Origin of the sequence: Flavobacterium sp. WC2416, from assembly GCF_041200095.1 — a bacterium.
Taxonomy (GTDB): domain Bacteria; phylum Bacteroidota; class Bacteroidia; order Flavobacteriales; family Flavobacteriaceae; genus Flavobacterium.
This window is the reverse complement of the sequence record NZ_CP165626.1, coordinates 1,268,875-1,284,836: the sequence shown is the minus strand read 5'-3', so window position 1 is coordinate 1,284,836 and position 15,962 is coordinate 1,268,875. Positions and strand designations below refer to the sequence as shown.

The 15,962-nt window shown below is 32.2% G+C and carries 9 protein-coding genes and 1 tRNA gene; 1 reads left to right on the top strand and 9 read right to left on the bottom strand.

The annotated features are described in order from the left end of the window. Positions 1-2: 2 nt before the first annotated feature. The 6 genes from AB3G39_RS05335 to AB3G39_RS05310 form a co-directional block, all read right to left on the bottom strand. Entirely contained in the window at positions 3-3,152 is a 3,150-nt protein-coding gene (locus AB3G39_RS05335) for a SusC/RagA family TonB-linked outer membrane protein (RefSeq protein ID WP_369766184.1), read from the bottom strand. Positions 3,153-3,164: 12 nt separating this feature from the next. Continuing rightward, positions 3,165-4,763: a glycoside hydrolase family 32 protein gene (locus tag AB3G39_RS05330; protein ID WP_369766183.1), complete on the bottom strand. Its 1,599-nt coding sequence runs from the start codon at positions 4,761-4,763 to the stop codon at positions 3,165-3,167. Between the two features lie 5 nt (positions 4,764-4,768). After that, entirely contained in the window at positions 4,769-6,085 is a 1,317-nt protein-coding gene (locus tag AB3G39_RS05325) for a sugar porter family MFS transporter (protein WP_369766182.1), read from the bottom strand. 750 nt (positions 6,086-6,835) lie between these two features. Continuing rightward, positions 6,836-8,377 carry a glycoside hydrolase domain-containing protein gene (locus tag AB3G39_RS05320; RefSeq protein ID WP_369766181.1) on the bottom strand — a complete coding sequence of 514 codons (1,542 nt, stop codon included), beginning with the start codon at positions 8,375-8,377 and terminating at the stop codon, positions 6,836-6,838. A gap of 398 nt (positions 8,378-8,775) precedes the next feature. Further along, entirely contained in the window at positions 8,776-11,499 is a 2,724-nt protein-coding gene (locus AB3G39_RS05315) for a substrate-binding domain-containing protein (RefSeq protein ID WP_369769732.1), read from the bottom strand. Between the two features lie 273 nt (positions 11,500-11,772). After that, positions 11,773-12,195: a CBS domain-containing protein gene (locus tag AB3G39_RS05310; RefSeq protein ID WP_367771926.1), complete on the bottom strand. Its 423-nt coding sequence runs from the start codon at positions 12,193-12,195 to the stop codon at positions 11,773-11,775. Between the two features lie 346 nt (positions 12,196-12,541). Between AB3G39_RS05310 and AB3G39_RS05305 the strand changes: the two genes are divergently transcribed. Next, positions 12,542-13,042, top strand: a complete 501-nt coding sequence (locus AB3G39_RS05305; RefSeq protein ID WP_367771928.1) for a tetratricopeptide repeat protein — start codon at positions 12,542-12,544, stop codon at positions 13,040-13,042. Between the two features lie 61 nt (positions 13,043-13,103). Here the strand turns inward: AB3G39_RS05305 and AB3G39_RS05300 are convergent. From AB3G39_RS05300 to ftsZ, 3 genes are all read right to left on the bottom strand, one after another. Next, a tRNA-Arg gene (locus tag AB3G39_RS05300) sits at positions 13,104-13,177 on the bottom strand. A 64-nt stretch (positions 13,178-13,241) separates the two neighbouring features. Beyond that, on the bottom strand, positions 13,242-13,691 hold the full coding sequence (locus tag AB3G39_RS05295) for a GatB/YqeY domain-containing protein (RefSeq protein ID WP_367771930.1): 450 nt from the start codon (positions 13,689-13,691) through the stop codon (positions 13,242-13,244). Between the two features lie 308 nt (positions 13,692-13,999). Next, the gene (ftsZ, locus tag AB3G39_RS05290; RefSeq protein WP_369752511.1) at positions 14,000-15,931 is read right to left on the bottom strand and encodes a cell division protein FtsZ; all 1,932 of its coding nucleotides are present in this window, start codon (positions 15,929-15,931) and stop codon (positions 14,000-14,002) included. Positions 15,932-15,962: the final 31 nt, after the last annotated feature.

The window sequence follows — 15,962 nt, the reverse complement described above, 5'->3', positions numbered from 1 at the left end:
AATTAAAAATTAAAGTTTACACCTAATGAAAATGTAGTTGGTACTGGTATTCTATTAACATCTGTTCGCTCTGGATCGGAACCAATATATCCTTTTGGCGTAAACCAAAATAAATTTTCTCCTTGTGCATATACTCTGCAACTAGTAATGAATCCCGATTTTTCAACTAGCTTATCTGAAAATGAATATCCAATTTGCATGTTTCTTAGTTTGAAATAAGAATTATTTCTTAAGATATAATCTGACATTTGTGAGTCATTGTGTGCTAATGAAAGAGAAGGCACCTCAGTATTTGTATTTGTTGGCGTCCAAGCATTCAATGTTCCAGGGGCAGCATTGTCTCTCCCTTGAACAAAATTATTCCAATAGATATATGGATCAACTCCAACTCTTCCAGCTACACCAGAACCAAAAATAGAAAAATCAACATTTTTATACGCTAAACTAATATTAATACCATATTCTAATCTTGGAAGTGTTGAACCAATAAAAGTTCTGTCATCTGAATTTATCACATTATCCCCATTGATATCAACAAATTTAATACCCCCTAATCGAGAACCTACTTGAGTAGCATGCGCATCAATTTCAGCTTGATTTTGGAATAAGCCCTCTGTTTTATATCCAAAAACTTCGAATTGTGAATGTCCAATTATCGAATTAGCTGCAGTTCCTGGATAAGCTGCTCTTACCTCTTCAGGCAAATCCGTGATTTTATTCTTGGTTGCACCAAAATTTGTGGTAACATTAAAATATAATCCATTTTCTAATTTATCAGCATATCCTACTGTAAGTTCCCAACCTTTATTTGCTGTCGAAGCACCATTTACAAAACGTTGTTGCCCTTCTCCAACAGCAGATGCAACTGGTGGTCTAATCAAGATTCCTTCTGTTTTTCTTGAGAAATAATCAAAAGAACCTGATAATTTGTTTTCAAAAAAACCAAAATCCAAACCTACGTTAACCTCTTTGGTAGTTTCCCATTTTAATCCTGAATTCGCAGCTTGTATAGATACAAAGCCTGAAGGCAAATTTCCAGTATTGGTTCCATTTAAATCATAAGCAGTTCCTACATTATAATAAATATTGAAAAAATCTGGATAATATACATTTTGATTCGGTCCGTATCTAGCTTCATATAGTCCAAAACGAGCATTATCACCAATGGATTGATTACCAACTTCTCCGTAACCAGCACGTAGCTTCAAGTTTGAAACTGCTTTCACATTTTTAAGAAATTCTTCATTATTTATCCTCCAACCTGCAGTAACAGCTGGAAAAATACCATATCTATTGTCTTGACCAAATCTTGATGAACCATCTCTACGAATAGTGAATGAAGCTAAATATCGGTCAGAAAAAGAATAATTAAATTTTCCAAACTGAGAAAGTAGTCTGCTACCGGTTGAAATTCCATTGTTTGTTCTCGCTCCTGTAGCCGCAGATAGTGTAAAATAAGATTCTGATTCAACTGCAAATCCCTCTGCACGGGCATACAACGTATTCAAATCTGTTTTAGTCGATTCAGTTCCTATCAGGATTCCGAATTTATGCTCAGAAACAGTAAGATTATAATTTAAAGTATTTGAAATCGTTAAACTAGAATATTTATTGGTATCAAAGGTTAAACTATTATTACCTCTATTAACAAATCCATTTCTAACTATTGGCTCAATGTCTTTTCTACTGAAATCATTAAAATCCATTCCAATACTATTTCTGAAGGTTAGCCCTTTTAAAATATCAATTTCTGTAAAAACATTACCATATAAAGCAATTTTTTTGCTATTATCCCATCTGTTCAGATATTGCATTAATAATGGGTTATTTCTATCTGAATAACCAGACCCCAATGGGCCAGCATAATCACCAGACGCAGTATAAACTGGAATAGTTGGTGCAAGAGTTATTGCTAAACCTGGTGTTGGAGCGTTTCCAACATCATTTGCAGCAGCTCTTTCATTTGACTGTGTAAATTGAGAATTAACACCAAATCTCACTTTGTCATTGAATAACTTGAAATTGGCATTAAGTCTTGCAGAATATCGCTCATAATTAGTATATTTTAGCATACCTGAATTATCTAAATACCCCATGTTTAATACTGCATTTGCTTTTTCAGATCCTCCAGATACAGATAAATCATTATTAATAAGCAATCCTGTTTTGTATACAGTATCTTGCCAATCTGTATCACCAACAGGAACATTAGTATCGCCACCTACATAAGGCTTTACACTTACACTATTCAATATTGGATTATTAAAATCATTATTCCAATCAAAATTATAGATTTCACCATATCCACCTGACGGACTTGCTCCATCATTAACAGATGCTTGCCATAATACTTTTCCTCTATCCAAAGCATTAAGCATTTTATATCGTTGTTTTTTCTCAGAAAGAACAGAAACATTTGTACTATATGATACTTTAGTCACGCCACCTTTTGCAGCATTTTTAGTTGTAACAATGATTACCCCATTCGCAGCTCTAGATCCATAAATAGAGGAAGCCGATGCATCTTTTAAGACTTGAATAGATGCAATAGCACTTGGGCTCAAACTAGCAAAAACCTCAGGTCTTGTTGTAGGAACACCATCGATAACATACAATGGATCTGTATTACCAAGTGTACTTACCCCTCTAATTAATATTCTACTATTTGCTCCGCTTGGATCTCCTGATTTCTCTATAGTCAAACCAGCTACCCTTCCTTGCAAAGCTTGCATAGCATTTCCAGAACTCATGGTTTGCCCAGTAATAGGTTTCAATTCTACTACAGTAACTGCACCCGTTAAATCGGCTTTTTTCTCTCTAGAATACCCAGTTACAACAACATCATCTAATTTCAAGGATTCTGCTTTCATTGAAATTTTTAAAGAAGTTTGTCCATTAAGCTTAATAGTTTGTGTTGCATAACCAGTATAGCTAAATACCAAAGTTGCATTTTTGTCTACATTGTTAATCGAAAACTGGCCGTCAAGATCTGTAGAGGTTCCTATTTTTGTTCCAGAAACCAGTACTGATGCACCAGGTAGAGACATCCCATCTTCCGAAGAAGTTACCACTCCTTTGATTCCAATATTTTGGGCCGATAAAGAAAAAAAGGATCCCATTAGGATTAGGTAAAGAATAATTTTGTGTTTCATAATTAAGTTGGTTTAGTTAAAATTTAGTTGATTAATAATTACGTTTTCAATGGTATACTCCGTATTAGCTTTAGAAGCTGAGAAAAATTCCATTGGTTTATCAGGAAAAAATATTTCTGTCATTACTGTCTTTCCATTATTATAAAAAATTTCAATTGAGGTTTTATCGACGATTATTCTTATATCCATTTTATCAAAATCACCAGTAAAAGGAGCTTTTGAAATCTTGTTTGCGAAAACATCAGAAAAAGTAATTTTACTGGATTTTGATCTATCTATAAAAAAGTAATTTTCCTTTTTATTGATTCCAAATTGAATTGAATTGTTAGCATCATTAGACAACGAAAAGCTGTAAACATCCTTTTTAAGATTCTTTAATGAAAATCGAATATCTAGTTTAGATAAATTGACTAAACCTTTATCGATTAAAACCGTTTCTTTATCTATTTTAAGAGATTCTTTTTTAATCGTTTTAGCGATGTAATTTTGTAATTCTTTTACAGGTTTAGACGAAACAATAAAGTGCCCATCCTCTTTTATAAGTACCAATTCTCTCGGAATTGTCATGCTACTTCTCCATGTTTCCGTAGGTACTTTTTGAGCATAATCCCAATTTGACATCCATCCAATAAATATTTTACGGCCATCTACCTCAGAAATATTTGACCAAGTAACACCCGCATAATTGTCTCTTCCGTAGTCAATCCAAAGGCCTTTTTGTTCTTTAACATCTTTTGCAAAAGATGTATCTATAGTGAATGTTTTTCCATCAAAATCACCTACAAAATATTGTGTAGCTGAACCACCATTAGGACCTCCAGGATTAATACTTGACAACATAACCCATTTGTAATCATCAGTTCCATCAATCAGCATGGGAAAGAAATCTGGACATTCCCATACCCCTCCGTGAGCACCAATCTCTTTTCCAAAATTGGAAAGCAGTGACCAGTCTTTCAAGTTTTTAGAACCGTAAAGCATTGTTTTATCTCCTCCTGCAAGTATCATAATCCACTGTTGATGAATTGCATCCCAAGTCATTTTAGGGTCTCTAAAGTCTTTGATATTTGGGTTTTTAATGATTGGATTAGCCTCATATTTCGTCCAGGTCAACCCTTCATTTAAGGAATACGCAATACCTTGTGACTGAAAATTAATCTCTCCAGCTTTTTCTTTAATTGCATCATGATAAGTAAACATAGCGACCATAGGAGGATTTTTTAAGCTCCCAAATCCTGATGTATTTTTGACATCAACTACGGCGCTTCCTGAAAAAATATACCCTTTTTCATCTGGATAAAGTGCAATAGGTTTTTCAGTCCATGAGATAAGATCAGTACTTATTGCATGTCCCCAATGCATCGGTCCCCATACATTTGAATCAGGATAATATTGATAAAAAAGGTGGTAATATCCATTATAATAAAACATCCCATTTGGGTCATTCATCCACCCTTTTTTGGGAGTAAAATGGAAATTTGGCCTGTATAATTCTGCCTCTGAATAGTCCTTCTTTTCATTAAGTAAAGATTGCTTACATCCTACTAAGACTACTGTACCTAAAATCATACATAAGAGTTTCAAAAATTCTTTTTTTATTATTGTCTTCATAACTATTATTTAATTAATTTTTTACTCAATTCTTCCAAAGAAATTCCTTTTGTTTCCGGCATCATAAAAGCAACAAACAAGAGTTGAAAAACCATCATCACTGCAAAAAATAGAAATACTGCTCCAGGTCCTACTGTAGAAAATAGATATGGAATTAATGATGGAATGATAGCTGCTAAAACCCAGTGTGTAGTACTCCCAAAGGATTGTCCTGATGCCCTTAAATGGTTTGGGAAAATTTCTGAAATAAAAACCCAGATTACGGCCCCTTGCCCTATAGCATGAGCAGCAATAAATAGAAATAAGAAAATAGGAACAGCCATTCCTTCCCAGTGAAAAAAGAAAGCCATTGCAACTAGTGAAAGTGATATAATGTAGCCTACAGAACCAATGTACATTAATATTTTACGACCTAATTTGTCGATTAAGAAAACTCCAAGCAGTGTGAAAATTAAATTCACTACACCTATTCCAATACTACTTAACAAAGCAGTGCTTTCTCCAAGACCCGCTTCTTGAAATATTCTGCTCGAATAATATAAAAAAGCATTAATCCCCGATAATTGATTGAAAAAAGCCATTAAAAAAGCCAATACCAACGGGGTTCTGTATTTCTTTAAAAAGATAGTATCATTAACTTTAGAAGCATCTTTATTATCTTTATCTATCTCTTCTTTTATTTTTTCATAATCCGCTTCTTGTCCCATTAACTGTAAAACTTTTCTTGCCTCCTCATTCTTAAATTTAGATAATAACCATCTTGGACTTTTAGGAATCGAAATAATTAACAAAACATAAATGACAGATGGAATTGCTTGTACTCCCATCATCCATCTCCATGAATTTTCACCCACATCATTTAAAAGATAATTTGATAAAAAAGCCATAAGAATTCCTAAAACAATATTGAATTGATAAAAAGCAACCAACTTACCTCTATCTTTTGCGGGAGCAATTTCTGATATATATGCTGGTGCCGCAATGGTTGATGCCCCAACACCAAGACCACCAACAAATCGAAAAGCAGCAAAAACAAAAGGATTATTTGCAAAAGCAGACCCAATAGCAGAAAACAAGAATAAAACACCTATCCATAATAAAGTATTTTTTCTCCCTATCTTATTAGTAGGAATCCCACCAAATATTGCTCCAAGAACGGTTCCCCATAAGGCCATTCCCATAACAACTGTTCCGTGAAATGCATCCGAGGAATTCCAAAGAACTTGAAGCTTTTTATCAGCTCCAGAAATAACAACGGTATCAAAACCAAATAGGAATCCTGCTAAAGAAGCAATCAATGCCCAAACAACTATTTTTTTCATTATCAAAAAATATTAAATTAGATTGCTAAGATATCCGTATAAATTCTGCCTTTATTTTGAGGATGTTACAATTTCATTTAATACCGTTTCACAATAACGAATAAACAACAAAGTGCTTATTATCAAATAGTTAAAATTAAAATCGCTAAAATAACTACTTCGTTGTAGTTCGATTATGTTACACGTGTTACAATCATGTTACACGTATTTTTCTAAAAAAAATAGATATTCAGGAATAAAAAAAGTCGCATGACGAATTTTATTCGATTAATAAAATTTTAAATTTATTTTTACAGGAAGTTTAAAAATAATCGATAAAAAAATGAATTTATTAAGCTATTCTATATTTTGAAGTATTCAAAAGCTTTTCAAGAAAAATCAAACAGATGAAATGCAATGTGAGCTCAAGATTCAGTGACGTTTTTATACCAGAGTACAGGAATTCCAACAAGAATAAGACAACTTGTATTAAAAAAATCCCAATATATCTTCTGCTCCGTTTTATTATACAAAAGGCACTCGAACCCAGATTCCGAATAGTTACATCCAGCGTGGAAAGCAGCAGAATTATTGCATTGAAATAAAGCCATAAAAAAAAACCATCAAAATTAGATTTTGATGGTTTTGATTTTAAGATTTCGCAGGTAAGAAAGTAAAAAATAAACAGAATTAATTTTAATTACTGATCCTTTAAAAACAAGCGTTATAAAAAAGATTAAAAAGACTAAAGTCACCCTTTTCTATACTCCTTTATTTAAAAATTTTTAAGTCTGAAAAAGTGACTTCACCATTATCCGAAAAAATAGCCCACGGATTCTGATTCATTTTATAGATACGGTTTGTAAAAGCGATTTCGTCATTAATGTATATCACACATACCGAATTTTCAGAAATGATTGTAACATCAAACTCTTTACTTGCCAACACAGTTAGCGGAAGCTGCGTTACATTTATGGAGGACGCATTTTTTATAACCTTATCTAATCTTAATTGATTTTTGGCTAAATCGAATACAATGGCAAATACTTCATTTCGTGTCCCACAGGCTCCAAATTCAAAACCAAATTGAGTGGATGATGTCGCTTTTATATGTGTTTTAATTTTAAATGCTCCAGTTTCTCTGTCAAACACTGAAAATGCTGTTTCAGAAGCATTACCCTTCAATGTATAGGCATCTCCTTGCTTTGTAGCTCCAAAACTTATTTTCGAATTTAAAGCTCTATTAATAATAAACTTGTTATCTACACCATTAGGTATCGCAATACCTAATGTTCCATTTGGATGCTGAACAATTCGATGCGTTACAAGAGATCCAGCCCAATCAAAATTATTAGAATCAATATCTTTATTTTTCGTAGGACACCATCCTGTTATATATCGATTGGTACCATCTGTAACTGTTTTTCCAGCATAAAAGGCAATCCCATCTAACTTATTATTTATAGGAGAAATCCAAGTATTAGCTGTCAGTAAACGGTATTTATAGTGTACCATTCGATCATCAATATTTGAGTAAATCAAATACTGATAATCACCCATCGTGAACACATCAGGACATTCAGTAATAAAGGTAGTTATATCCTCATAAAATGGCTTTTCCAAAGTCCAATCTCTCAAATTCACAGAACTGTATTGAGCGATTACTGCTCGCCATGGCACAGTACTATTAGTAACTAAACCAACCTCAGAACGTGTTGCAATCAACATTTTATAAGTTCCTGTACTTTTATCTTCTATGACGATTGGGTCTCTAAATTCATTGCGATCATATCCCCAAGAAGCCTGCAATAAAAAAGAAGGATCTTTGGTCCAATTTTTTAAATCCGTAGACGTTGCAAGCATAATTTTTTCTTTGGGATCAAGATTTCCGTTATGACCTGTATAGAAAGCGTAATAAACACCATTCCTTTTAAAAACGGATCCTGTACCCAATGCACCATCCTGCTGATTCGCAGTTCCTGTGGCAATCATTTCGCTATTGTCTGCAAATGAAGAAAAATCAGTTGTAGTTACTTTATACCAAGGATGAAACTTAGGCAAGGTGTTTCTGGCATCATACAAATAGAAAATATGGAATTTTCCGTTTTCATAAAATGGCATAGGATCTCCTACCCAACCAGTAGTTGGTTTATAAAAAGTGGTATACTGATTTGCCGATTCAACAGTCGTCTGACAAGCTAGCGCAGTTGTTTCGGCAACCGGAATTTCAATTCCTGGTTTATTATCACTACTGCAATTATAAATCAATGCAAAACAAAGTGGAAGACATAAAAACTTAAAACCTATTTTCATATTTTGATGGTTTACGAGAATGATTAAGTGCATAAAAAAGACATTAATACTCTTCGATTAAATATTTCTATGAGAAAAAGGAAACGATCAAAAAGAAATTAAAAACTTCCAAGATCTTTCGCAGCTGTAATTTAAATTGAAACAAAAAAATAATTATGTTTAGATCTTAAATTCAATTACCAAGATATTTTTAAAAAATCAGCTTTTATATCAAGAATAGTGTGATTTCATATAATGCTTTACAAAATCATAAAAAACAACTCAAAAACTCTAATTATCAACACATTATATACAAAATAAAAAAGCAACTACTTCGTTGTAGTTGCCATTATGTTACATAAAGTACAATTATGTTACGCTATTTTTGTTAGGAAGAAAATGGTTCCATCGATAATAATCTACTTTTTACTTTTGTATTCTTTAGGTGTAACTCCAAATTTATTTTTAAAGGAAGTTGAAAAATAATTTGGTGAAGAGAAACCCACTGCATAGGCAATTTCTGAAATGTTTAATTCTGACTTTTTCAGTAGCTCCTTTGATTTATCTAATCGCATATTATTTATATAGTCACTTACACTTATTCCTAATATAGCTTTCACTTTTCGATACAATTGTACCCTAGAAATAGTTAAACTTCGTGCAAGATCTTCAACAGTGTAAGCAGAATTATCCAAGTTTTTTTCAATAAGATCATTTAACTTTCTTACAAAATCTTGTTCAGAAACACCAAAATCACCATCCTCAATATTTAAAATATTATTTGTATAATAAAATCGAAGTTTCTCTCTATTAAAAAGCAACCCTTTTATAGATTGAGACAACACTTTTAAATCAAAAGGTTTTGTTAAGAACACATCAGCACCACTCTCTAATGCCCTTAAATAAGAATCTGGATCGTCTGAGGCGGTCAGTATCAAAACTGGAATATGTGAAGTTCTAAGATCTTTCTTTAAAATTTGACATATTTCAAAACCGTTTTTTCCAGGTAAGTTTAAATCACAAATAATAACATCCGGTATTATTTCCAACGATTGCTCAATAGCATCAAATCCATTAGAGGTGTATACGTTATACTGTACAGACAATTTATCTGAAATAAAATCAGATAAATCCTTATTATCTTCAATATACAAAACAGAATATTTATCCTCATTAGTTTTGGTACCTGAACTTTGAATTACCTCCTCATCCAAATAATCCGTTTGATTAATGATGTCTAAAACCAGATTCTTTAGAATATTCTTTTCGTCAAGATGTGCTTTTCCTAATTGTAATGTTATTATAAATTCAGTCCCATTTTTAGAAATAATCTCTATAGTTCCCTTATGCAAATCAATAAAACTTTTTGACAAATGCAACCCAACCCCTGAGCTATTTCTATAATTATTCGACCCTTGGTAAAAGGCATTAAAAACTTGATTTAATTCGTTTTCTGGGATTCCTATTCCCGAATCTTTAAAAGATATTTTTACTACATTATTAGCTTTATCTTCTCGTATTTTTATTGCGATTTTACCATTTTCAGGTGTAAATTTAAATGCATTCGACAGTAAATTAAAATAGACTTTATCCATTAAATTGCGATCAATATAAACTTCAAGTTCAGGATTATTTGACACCAAGGAGAAGTCGATATTACGCTTCTTAGCTTCTCTTGTAAAATCGACAATAATACTATTTGAAAAATCCAATAAATTAGTATTTGAAGCCCTTAGTACAAATTTTTTATCTTCCACTTTTCTATAATCCAATAGCTGATTAATTAAACGGAGTAGCCTTCTGGAATTATTATACATCAAATTAATCTCTTTATTTACTGAACTCCCCTTAGTTTTTAATTCAGTACTCAAAGATTCGACCGAACTCAAAATTAGAGTCAGAGGCGTTTTAAATTCATGAGACAAACCCATAAAAAAATTCAAACGTGCTTCATTACTTTGTTTTATTTCTTCCGAGTATTTTCTAATTTCATTTCTTTGACTTTTAATTTTTTTATTTCTCTCTTCTAATTCAATCTTTTTACGACTTATTGTTATACGGGAATAAATACTAAAAAAAGCTAAACCTAATGCCAAGATAAATAGAAAAAATAAAAGCTTTAAAAGGTTACTTTGATTTGAATATTTCTCTACTTGTTTTTTGATAACACTTTGTTGTTCCTCAATATCAAGTTGTTGCTTTGATATTTTATCATATTGATTACTCATAATATCTGCATTAAGAGAATTTATCAATATGGTATTGAGTTTATTATTTTTGGGTACACTCTCTTGATTCGCTATTTTCATTGCCAATTTGATAGCTTCGCTCCCTCCTGTGGGGTATAAAATGGTAGATTCCAGTATTTCGTCCTGAACAAGCTGAATCCCTCCAAATGGTCCATTAAGTCCATCGACCCCAATAAATTTTATTTTATTTTCTAAACCCTTTAACTTGGCTATCTTCCATGCATTATAAGCAATCAAATCATTAAAAGAATAGACATAATCTATATTTGGCAAACTGTCTAATAATTTACCAAAAGTTGATTTAGGATGCCCAAAGTCATTAGAGTCAGTAATAATAACTTTAATTCCAGGAAATTGCTTAACAATTTGTTGAAATCCTATACTTCTTTCAAGCCCAGGAGATGTTTTTAAATCTGCATCAATTTCAACCACAGTAGCATGTCCGTTGGAAATGGAAGCAATATGCTTACCCGCTAATCGCCCAACTTCAATATTATCTGCTCCTAAAAATGCGGTATAATTTGGAGTATTTGCCTTTCTATCCACCATAATTACTGGAATGCCTTTTTCTCTGGCTTTCTCTATTACAGGGACAATTGAGTCTGATTCAAAAGGAGAAACAATAATAACATCCACTTTATCAGCAATAAATCTTTCAATATCATGAATTTGCTTTTTTGCACTACGATTGGCATTGTAAATAGTCAAGTTAACTTCTGGATGAAGCGAGGCTTCTACTTGCATACTATGATCCATTGTTTTTCTCCAAATATCATGATCTATACTTTGAGAAAAACCAATAGTTATTTTACGATTATCCGTAGCTGAAGAATTACAAGAACTTTGTATTAAAACGAAACTTAAAAGCAGTACAAAAAAGATACTTCTTATCATGATCAGATTGGTTGGTTATAGTATATTATTAGTCTAGAAATACTAATAACTTTTAGTTTATGATGAAAAACACAGAAATAGCCTGCTATTTTTGAAAATACATTAGTTTATGAATGTGAAGTGTAGTATTTAATAATATTCCCTAGCAGCTATTATAAAGTATTGAAAAACAAATATAAAAAAAAATGGTACCAAAATTAAATTTACAACAGTAAATTAGAACAAACGAAATAAAATAAAAAGCTCCCTCTTTATAACTTTAAAACTATTCATCTATTCATATTGCTCCACAAAATATTTAATTAAATCCGTTGTAGTTACAATCCCCATTAAAACACCATTCTCACAAACTGGCAGTGCGTGAAATTCATTTTTGGATAGAATTTCAGCTGTTTCTTTTATTGTGGTCTCTGGGCTAATAATCACAATTTCTTTGGTCATTACTTGCCGAATTGAAAACATATTAAAAACGATTGACTCTACTTCATCTGCTTCCTTTTCAACAACATCTGCATAAGAGACTCTCAGCAAATCAGTATAACTTAGCATCCCAATAATTTTACCATCACTCACTACTGGAATATGTCTAATTTTATGCTTTTTAAATAAATCTTCTGCTTTAGTCAATTCGTCAGAAAGATTCAATTTAATTATGTTTCTGGTCATAATCTCTGAAACCGGAACTATACTTTTCATGACATTGCTTTTTTAATTTCTACTTAAATTTACAACTTAAAAATCACAATTAATAGCAATTTAAATTATTAAACAAACGAGAAAACTAAAAATATCTTTATATTAAATGGAAATAAATCCAAAAAACACGATATTTTTAAGACCCAATTTAATCCACTTTTTTATAAAAAATCACCGAATGTGGGTATTGTTTATCGATTTATTTTTTCAAATATTTGTGAGTAAATATTCACAAAAAAAATAAAGTTTAGTCTCTCCTAGAAATCAAACAGTTAACTAACTTATTGCTCGTCGAATCATTTAAATTAAAACAAACAACCCCATTAATTGAAATTAAAAAAAAGAAATGAACAAAATTTTTATTGCGCTTACCTTTATTATTTGTATAAAAGCCAATTCTCAAATAGCTAGTGACTACTACACATCAGGGAATAACAAAAACCTATTAAAAGATTACAAAGAAGCAGTTAAAGATTACAGTAAAGCCATTGAACTAAAACCCAACTTTAGCAAAGCTTACTACTCAAGAGCACTAGTAGAAAACATTCAAAAAGAGTACAAAGACGCTCTTAAAGATTTATCTAAAGTGATAGAAATTGATCCAAATCATAGCAAAGCATATTATTCTAGAGCAGCTACTAAAAGTATTTTGAAAGATTATAACGGCGCGATTGAAGATTATTCTAAGGCTATTGAAATAGATCCGAAATTTAGCAAAGCATATAATGACCGGGCTGAATTGAAGTTTAAATTAAACCAAACAGAAAGTGGCTGTAGTGATTTAAATAAAGCAGCTGAACTTGGCTATCCCTACCCCTTTGATTACATTAAGAAAAGGTGCAAATAAAAAAAGAGCGATTATATAATCGCTCTTTTTTTATGTAAAACTAAAAATTTTATATTATTTGTGGCCGCGACAGGGTTCGAACCTGCAACCCTCAGAGTCGAAATCTGATATTCTATCCAGTTGAACTACGCAGCCGTTTGATTTTAGATTAACGATTTTAGATTTGTGATTTAAAATCGTTAACCTTGAATCCTAAAATTTATGTCAATAGTTTTTTTACTATTGTAGAAATAACTTTCCCTTCGGCAGTACCACCTAATTGAGCAGCAGCTAATCCCATTACTTTCCCCATTGATGCAATACCAACAGCTCCAGTTTCGGCAATTATTTTTGCTATCACTACTTCTACTTCAGCTTCTGTTAATTGTGCAGGTAAGAATTTTTCGATTACTGCAATTTGAGCCAATTCTGGTTCGGCCAAATCCAAACGATTTTGTTCTGTGAAAATTCTAGCACTTTCCTTACGGGTTTTCACTAATCTTTGTAGTAATTTAACTTCGTCATCTTCGGTAATTTCTTCTTTTGATCCCGTTGCTGTCTGAGCTAAAAGGATCTCAGATTTAATAGCTCTTAAAGCTTCTAATGCAACTGTATCTTTGGCTCTCATGGCGGTTTTCATTTCGTCCATGATTTGTACTGATAAACTCATATTCTTTATTATTTATTTGATTAATCGATTATTCATCGATTGTTGAATTCCTGTTACGAACTATCTTTTGCCCCAGATGGTAGTGAAAAGCATTTTGAGAGCCAATGCTTTTTTTCTTGAATTTAAAAAGCGACCGAAGGAAGCTCTTTTAAAGACGTAGAAAAAACCATTTGGCGATAAAATCTTGTAACGGACAGCTGGATTAAGGCACAAAAAATATTCTTTGCTAAAATAGTGGTGCGAAGATAAAAAAAATAACCCGAAAATTAAATTCAATTTTCGGGCTAGTTCTTATTGGTTAAAATTAATTAATCTACATTGTCATGTAAATAAGAATTATTTGAACGCAGCTGTAAATCATTATTGCTGTCTGTACCAACAGAAATTCTAGAATTTGTATTGTTTGACTGTGTATTTGAGATATCTATTCCTAACCTTTTGTAAGCAGGTTCTCTTTCATATTCATCCACTTTAGAAACATTATTATGAAACTTATAGTTGAATTCTTTTAGCTTTTTTCTTCTCTCATCAGCTCTTAGCCTCAATGTTTCCTCAATTGTCATTTCCATTGGAGATATCTCCTCAAAATGAGAAGGAGCATTTACACTTTTATCCACTTGCTTCATTGTGATATTCAATTCAGCTGGTATCACTTCTTCCACAACTTTAGCAACTGGTTTTGAAGAAATCAATTCATTCTCCGCTTCCATATACTCCTCAAGAGAATATTTAATGATTCCATTATCAGACAATTCAGTTACTGGAACAAATTGAACGGGTTGATTCACTTTTATCTCACGTGTTTCATTTGTCAATTCAAATAAAACTTTCTCTTCTTTTATTTCTGCAACTGGCTCAGGTTTTGCAATTGGCAAGTCAAAAGAAAATGTTGTTTGCTCTTGTCTTTCAATTACTTTAGGCTGTTGCACTTCTGCTTCTACTTGTTTTGGAGCTGTAAATGTAAAATCAATATCTTTAATAGGAGAAACGATTTCAAAAGTAACATCTAAGTTCTTAATAAACTCAGACATGGCCAATAAACCTTCGTTTCCTGGAACTGGAACAATTGCTTCAGGCACGACTTTGTCTTCTAACAAATCAAATACGATTCTTTCATCGGAATTTGATTTTGGTGATTCTGTATTTAAATCAAAAGCAGGTACCGCATTTTTTGATAGATTATAAACATTACTTTGTTCATCCTCTAGTGCATGAATTATTTTTTTCGGCTCCGTATTTACGATTCCATTTTGTTGTTCAATATCAAAACCTGTTGCAATTATAGTAACTGCAATAGCATCACCAAGAGTTTCATCTTCACCAACACCCATAATAATATTGGCATTGTGACCTGCTTCATTTTGAATGTGGTCATTGATTTCTCCGATTTCATCTAAAGTGATTTCATTAGTTCCAGAAACGATGAGCAACAATACGTTTTTGGCACCTGTGATTTTGTTATCATTCAATAATGGAGAATCTAAAGCAGAAATAATAGCTTCTTTTGCTCTATTTTCTCCTTCAGCAACAGCCGAACCCATAATTGCAGTTCCACTATTAGACAAAACGGTCTTCGCATCACGTAAATCGATATTTTGAGTGTAGTGATGTGTTATCACTTCAGCAATACCTCTTGAGGCAGTTGCTAAAACTTCATCCGCTTTTGAAAATCCTGCTTTGAAACCAAGATTACCATATACTTCTCTTAATTTATTATTATTAATAACGATTAAAGAATCTACCTGCTTGCGTAATTTTTCTATTCCAATTTTCGCTTGTTCTTGACGCACTTTCCCTTCAAATAAGAATGGAAGTGTTACAATACCTACAGTAAGAATTTCTCTCTCTTTGGCTAATTGAGCAATAACCGGCGCAGCACCTGTTCCAGTACCACCACCCATTCCAGCTGTGATGAAAACCATCTTAGTATTGCGGTCCAACATTTTTTCAATTTCAGCAATGCTCTCAATAGCTGATTGCTGCCCTACATCAGGATTAGCACCAGCACCAAGTCCTTCAGTCAAGTTTACCCCTAACTGAATTTTATTAGGTACTGAACTACTTTGTAATGCCTGAGAATCAGTATTACATACAATAAAATCCACCCCTTTAATTCCTTGCTTAAACATGTGGTTTATAGCGTTACTTCCACCTCCACCTACACCAATTACTTTGATTACATTTGATTGGTTTTTTGGTAAATCAAATGAAATACTTCCAAATTCTGAGTTGCTCATCATTTTATTTGGTTTTTGATATTAATTATTAATT

Coding starts and splice junctions, on each gene's coding strand:
- AB3G39_RS05305 (WP_367771928.1), top strand. CDS start 12,542: ATGAACAAAATTTTTATTGCGCTTACCTTTATTATTTGTATAAAAGCC.
- AB3G39_RS05330 (WP_369766183.1), bottom strand. CDS start 4,763: ATGAAGACAATAATAAAAAAAGAATTTTTGAAACTCTTATGTATGATT.
- AB3G39_RS05315 (WP_369769732.1), bottom strand. CDS start 11,499: ATGATAAGAAGTATCTTTTTTGTACTGCTTTTAAGTTTCGTTTTAATA.
- AB3G39_RS05295 (WP_367771930.1), bottom strand. CDS start 13,691: ATGAGTTTATCAGTACAAATCATGGACGAAATGAAAACCGCCATGAGA.
- AB3G39_RS05325 (WP_369766182.1), bottom strand. CDS start 6,085: ATGAAAAAAATAGTTGTTTGGGCATTGATTGCTTCTTTAGCAGGATTC.
- AB3G39_RS05320 (WP_369766181.1), bottom strand. CDS start 8,377: ATGAAAATAGGTTTTAAGTTTTTATGTCTTCCACTTTGTTTTGCATTG.
- AB3G39_RS05310 (WP_367771926.1), bottom strand. CDS start 12,195: ATGAAAAGTATAGTTCCGGTTTCAGAGATTATGACCAGAAACATAATT.
- ftsZ (WP_369752511.1), bottom strand. CDS start 15,931: ATGATGAGCAACTCAGAATTTGGAAGTATTTCATTTGATTTACCAAAA.
- AB3G39_RS05335 (WP_369766184.1), bottom strand. CDS start 3,152: ATGAAACACAAAATTATTCTTTACCTAATCCTAATGGGATCCTTTTTT.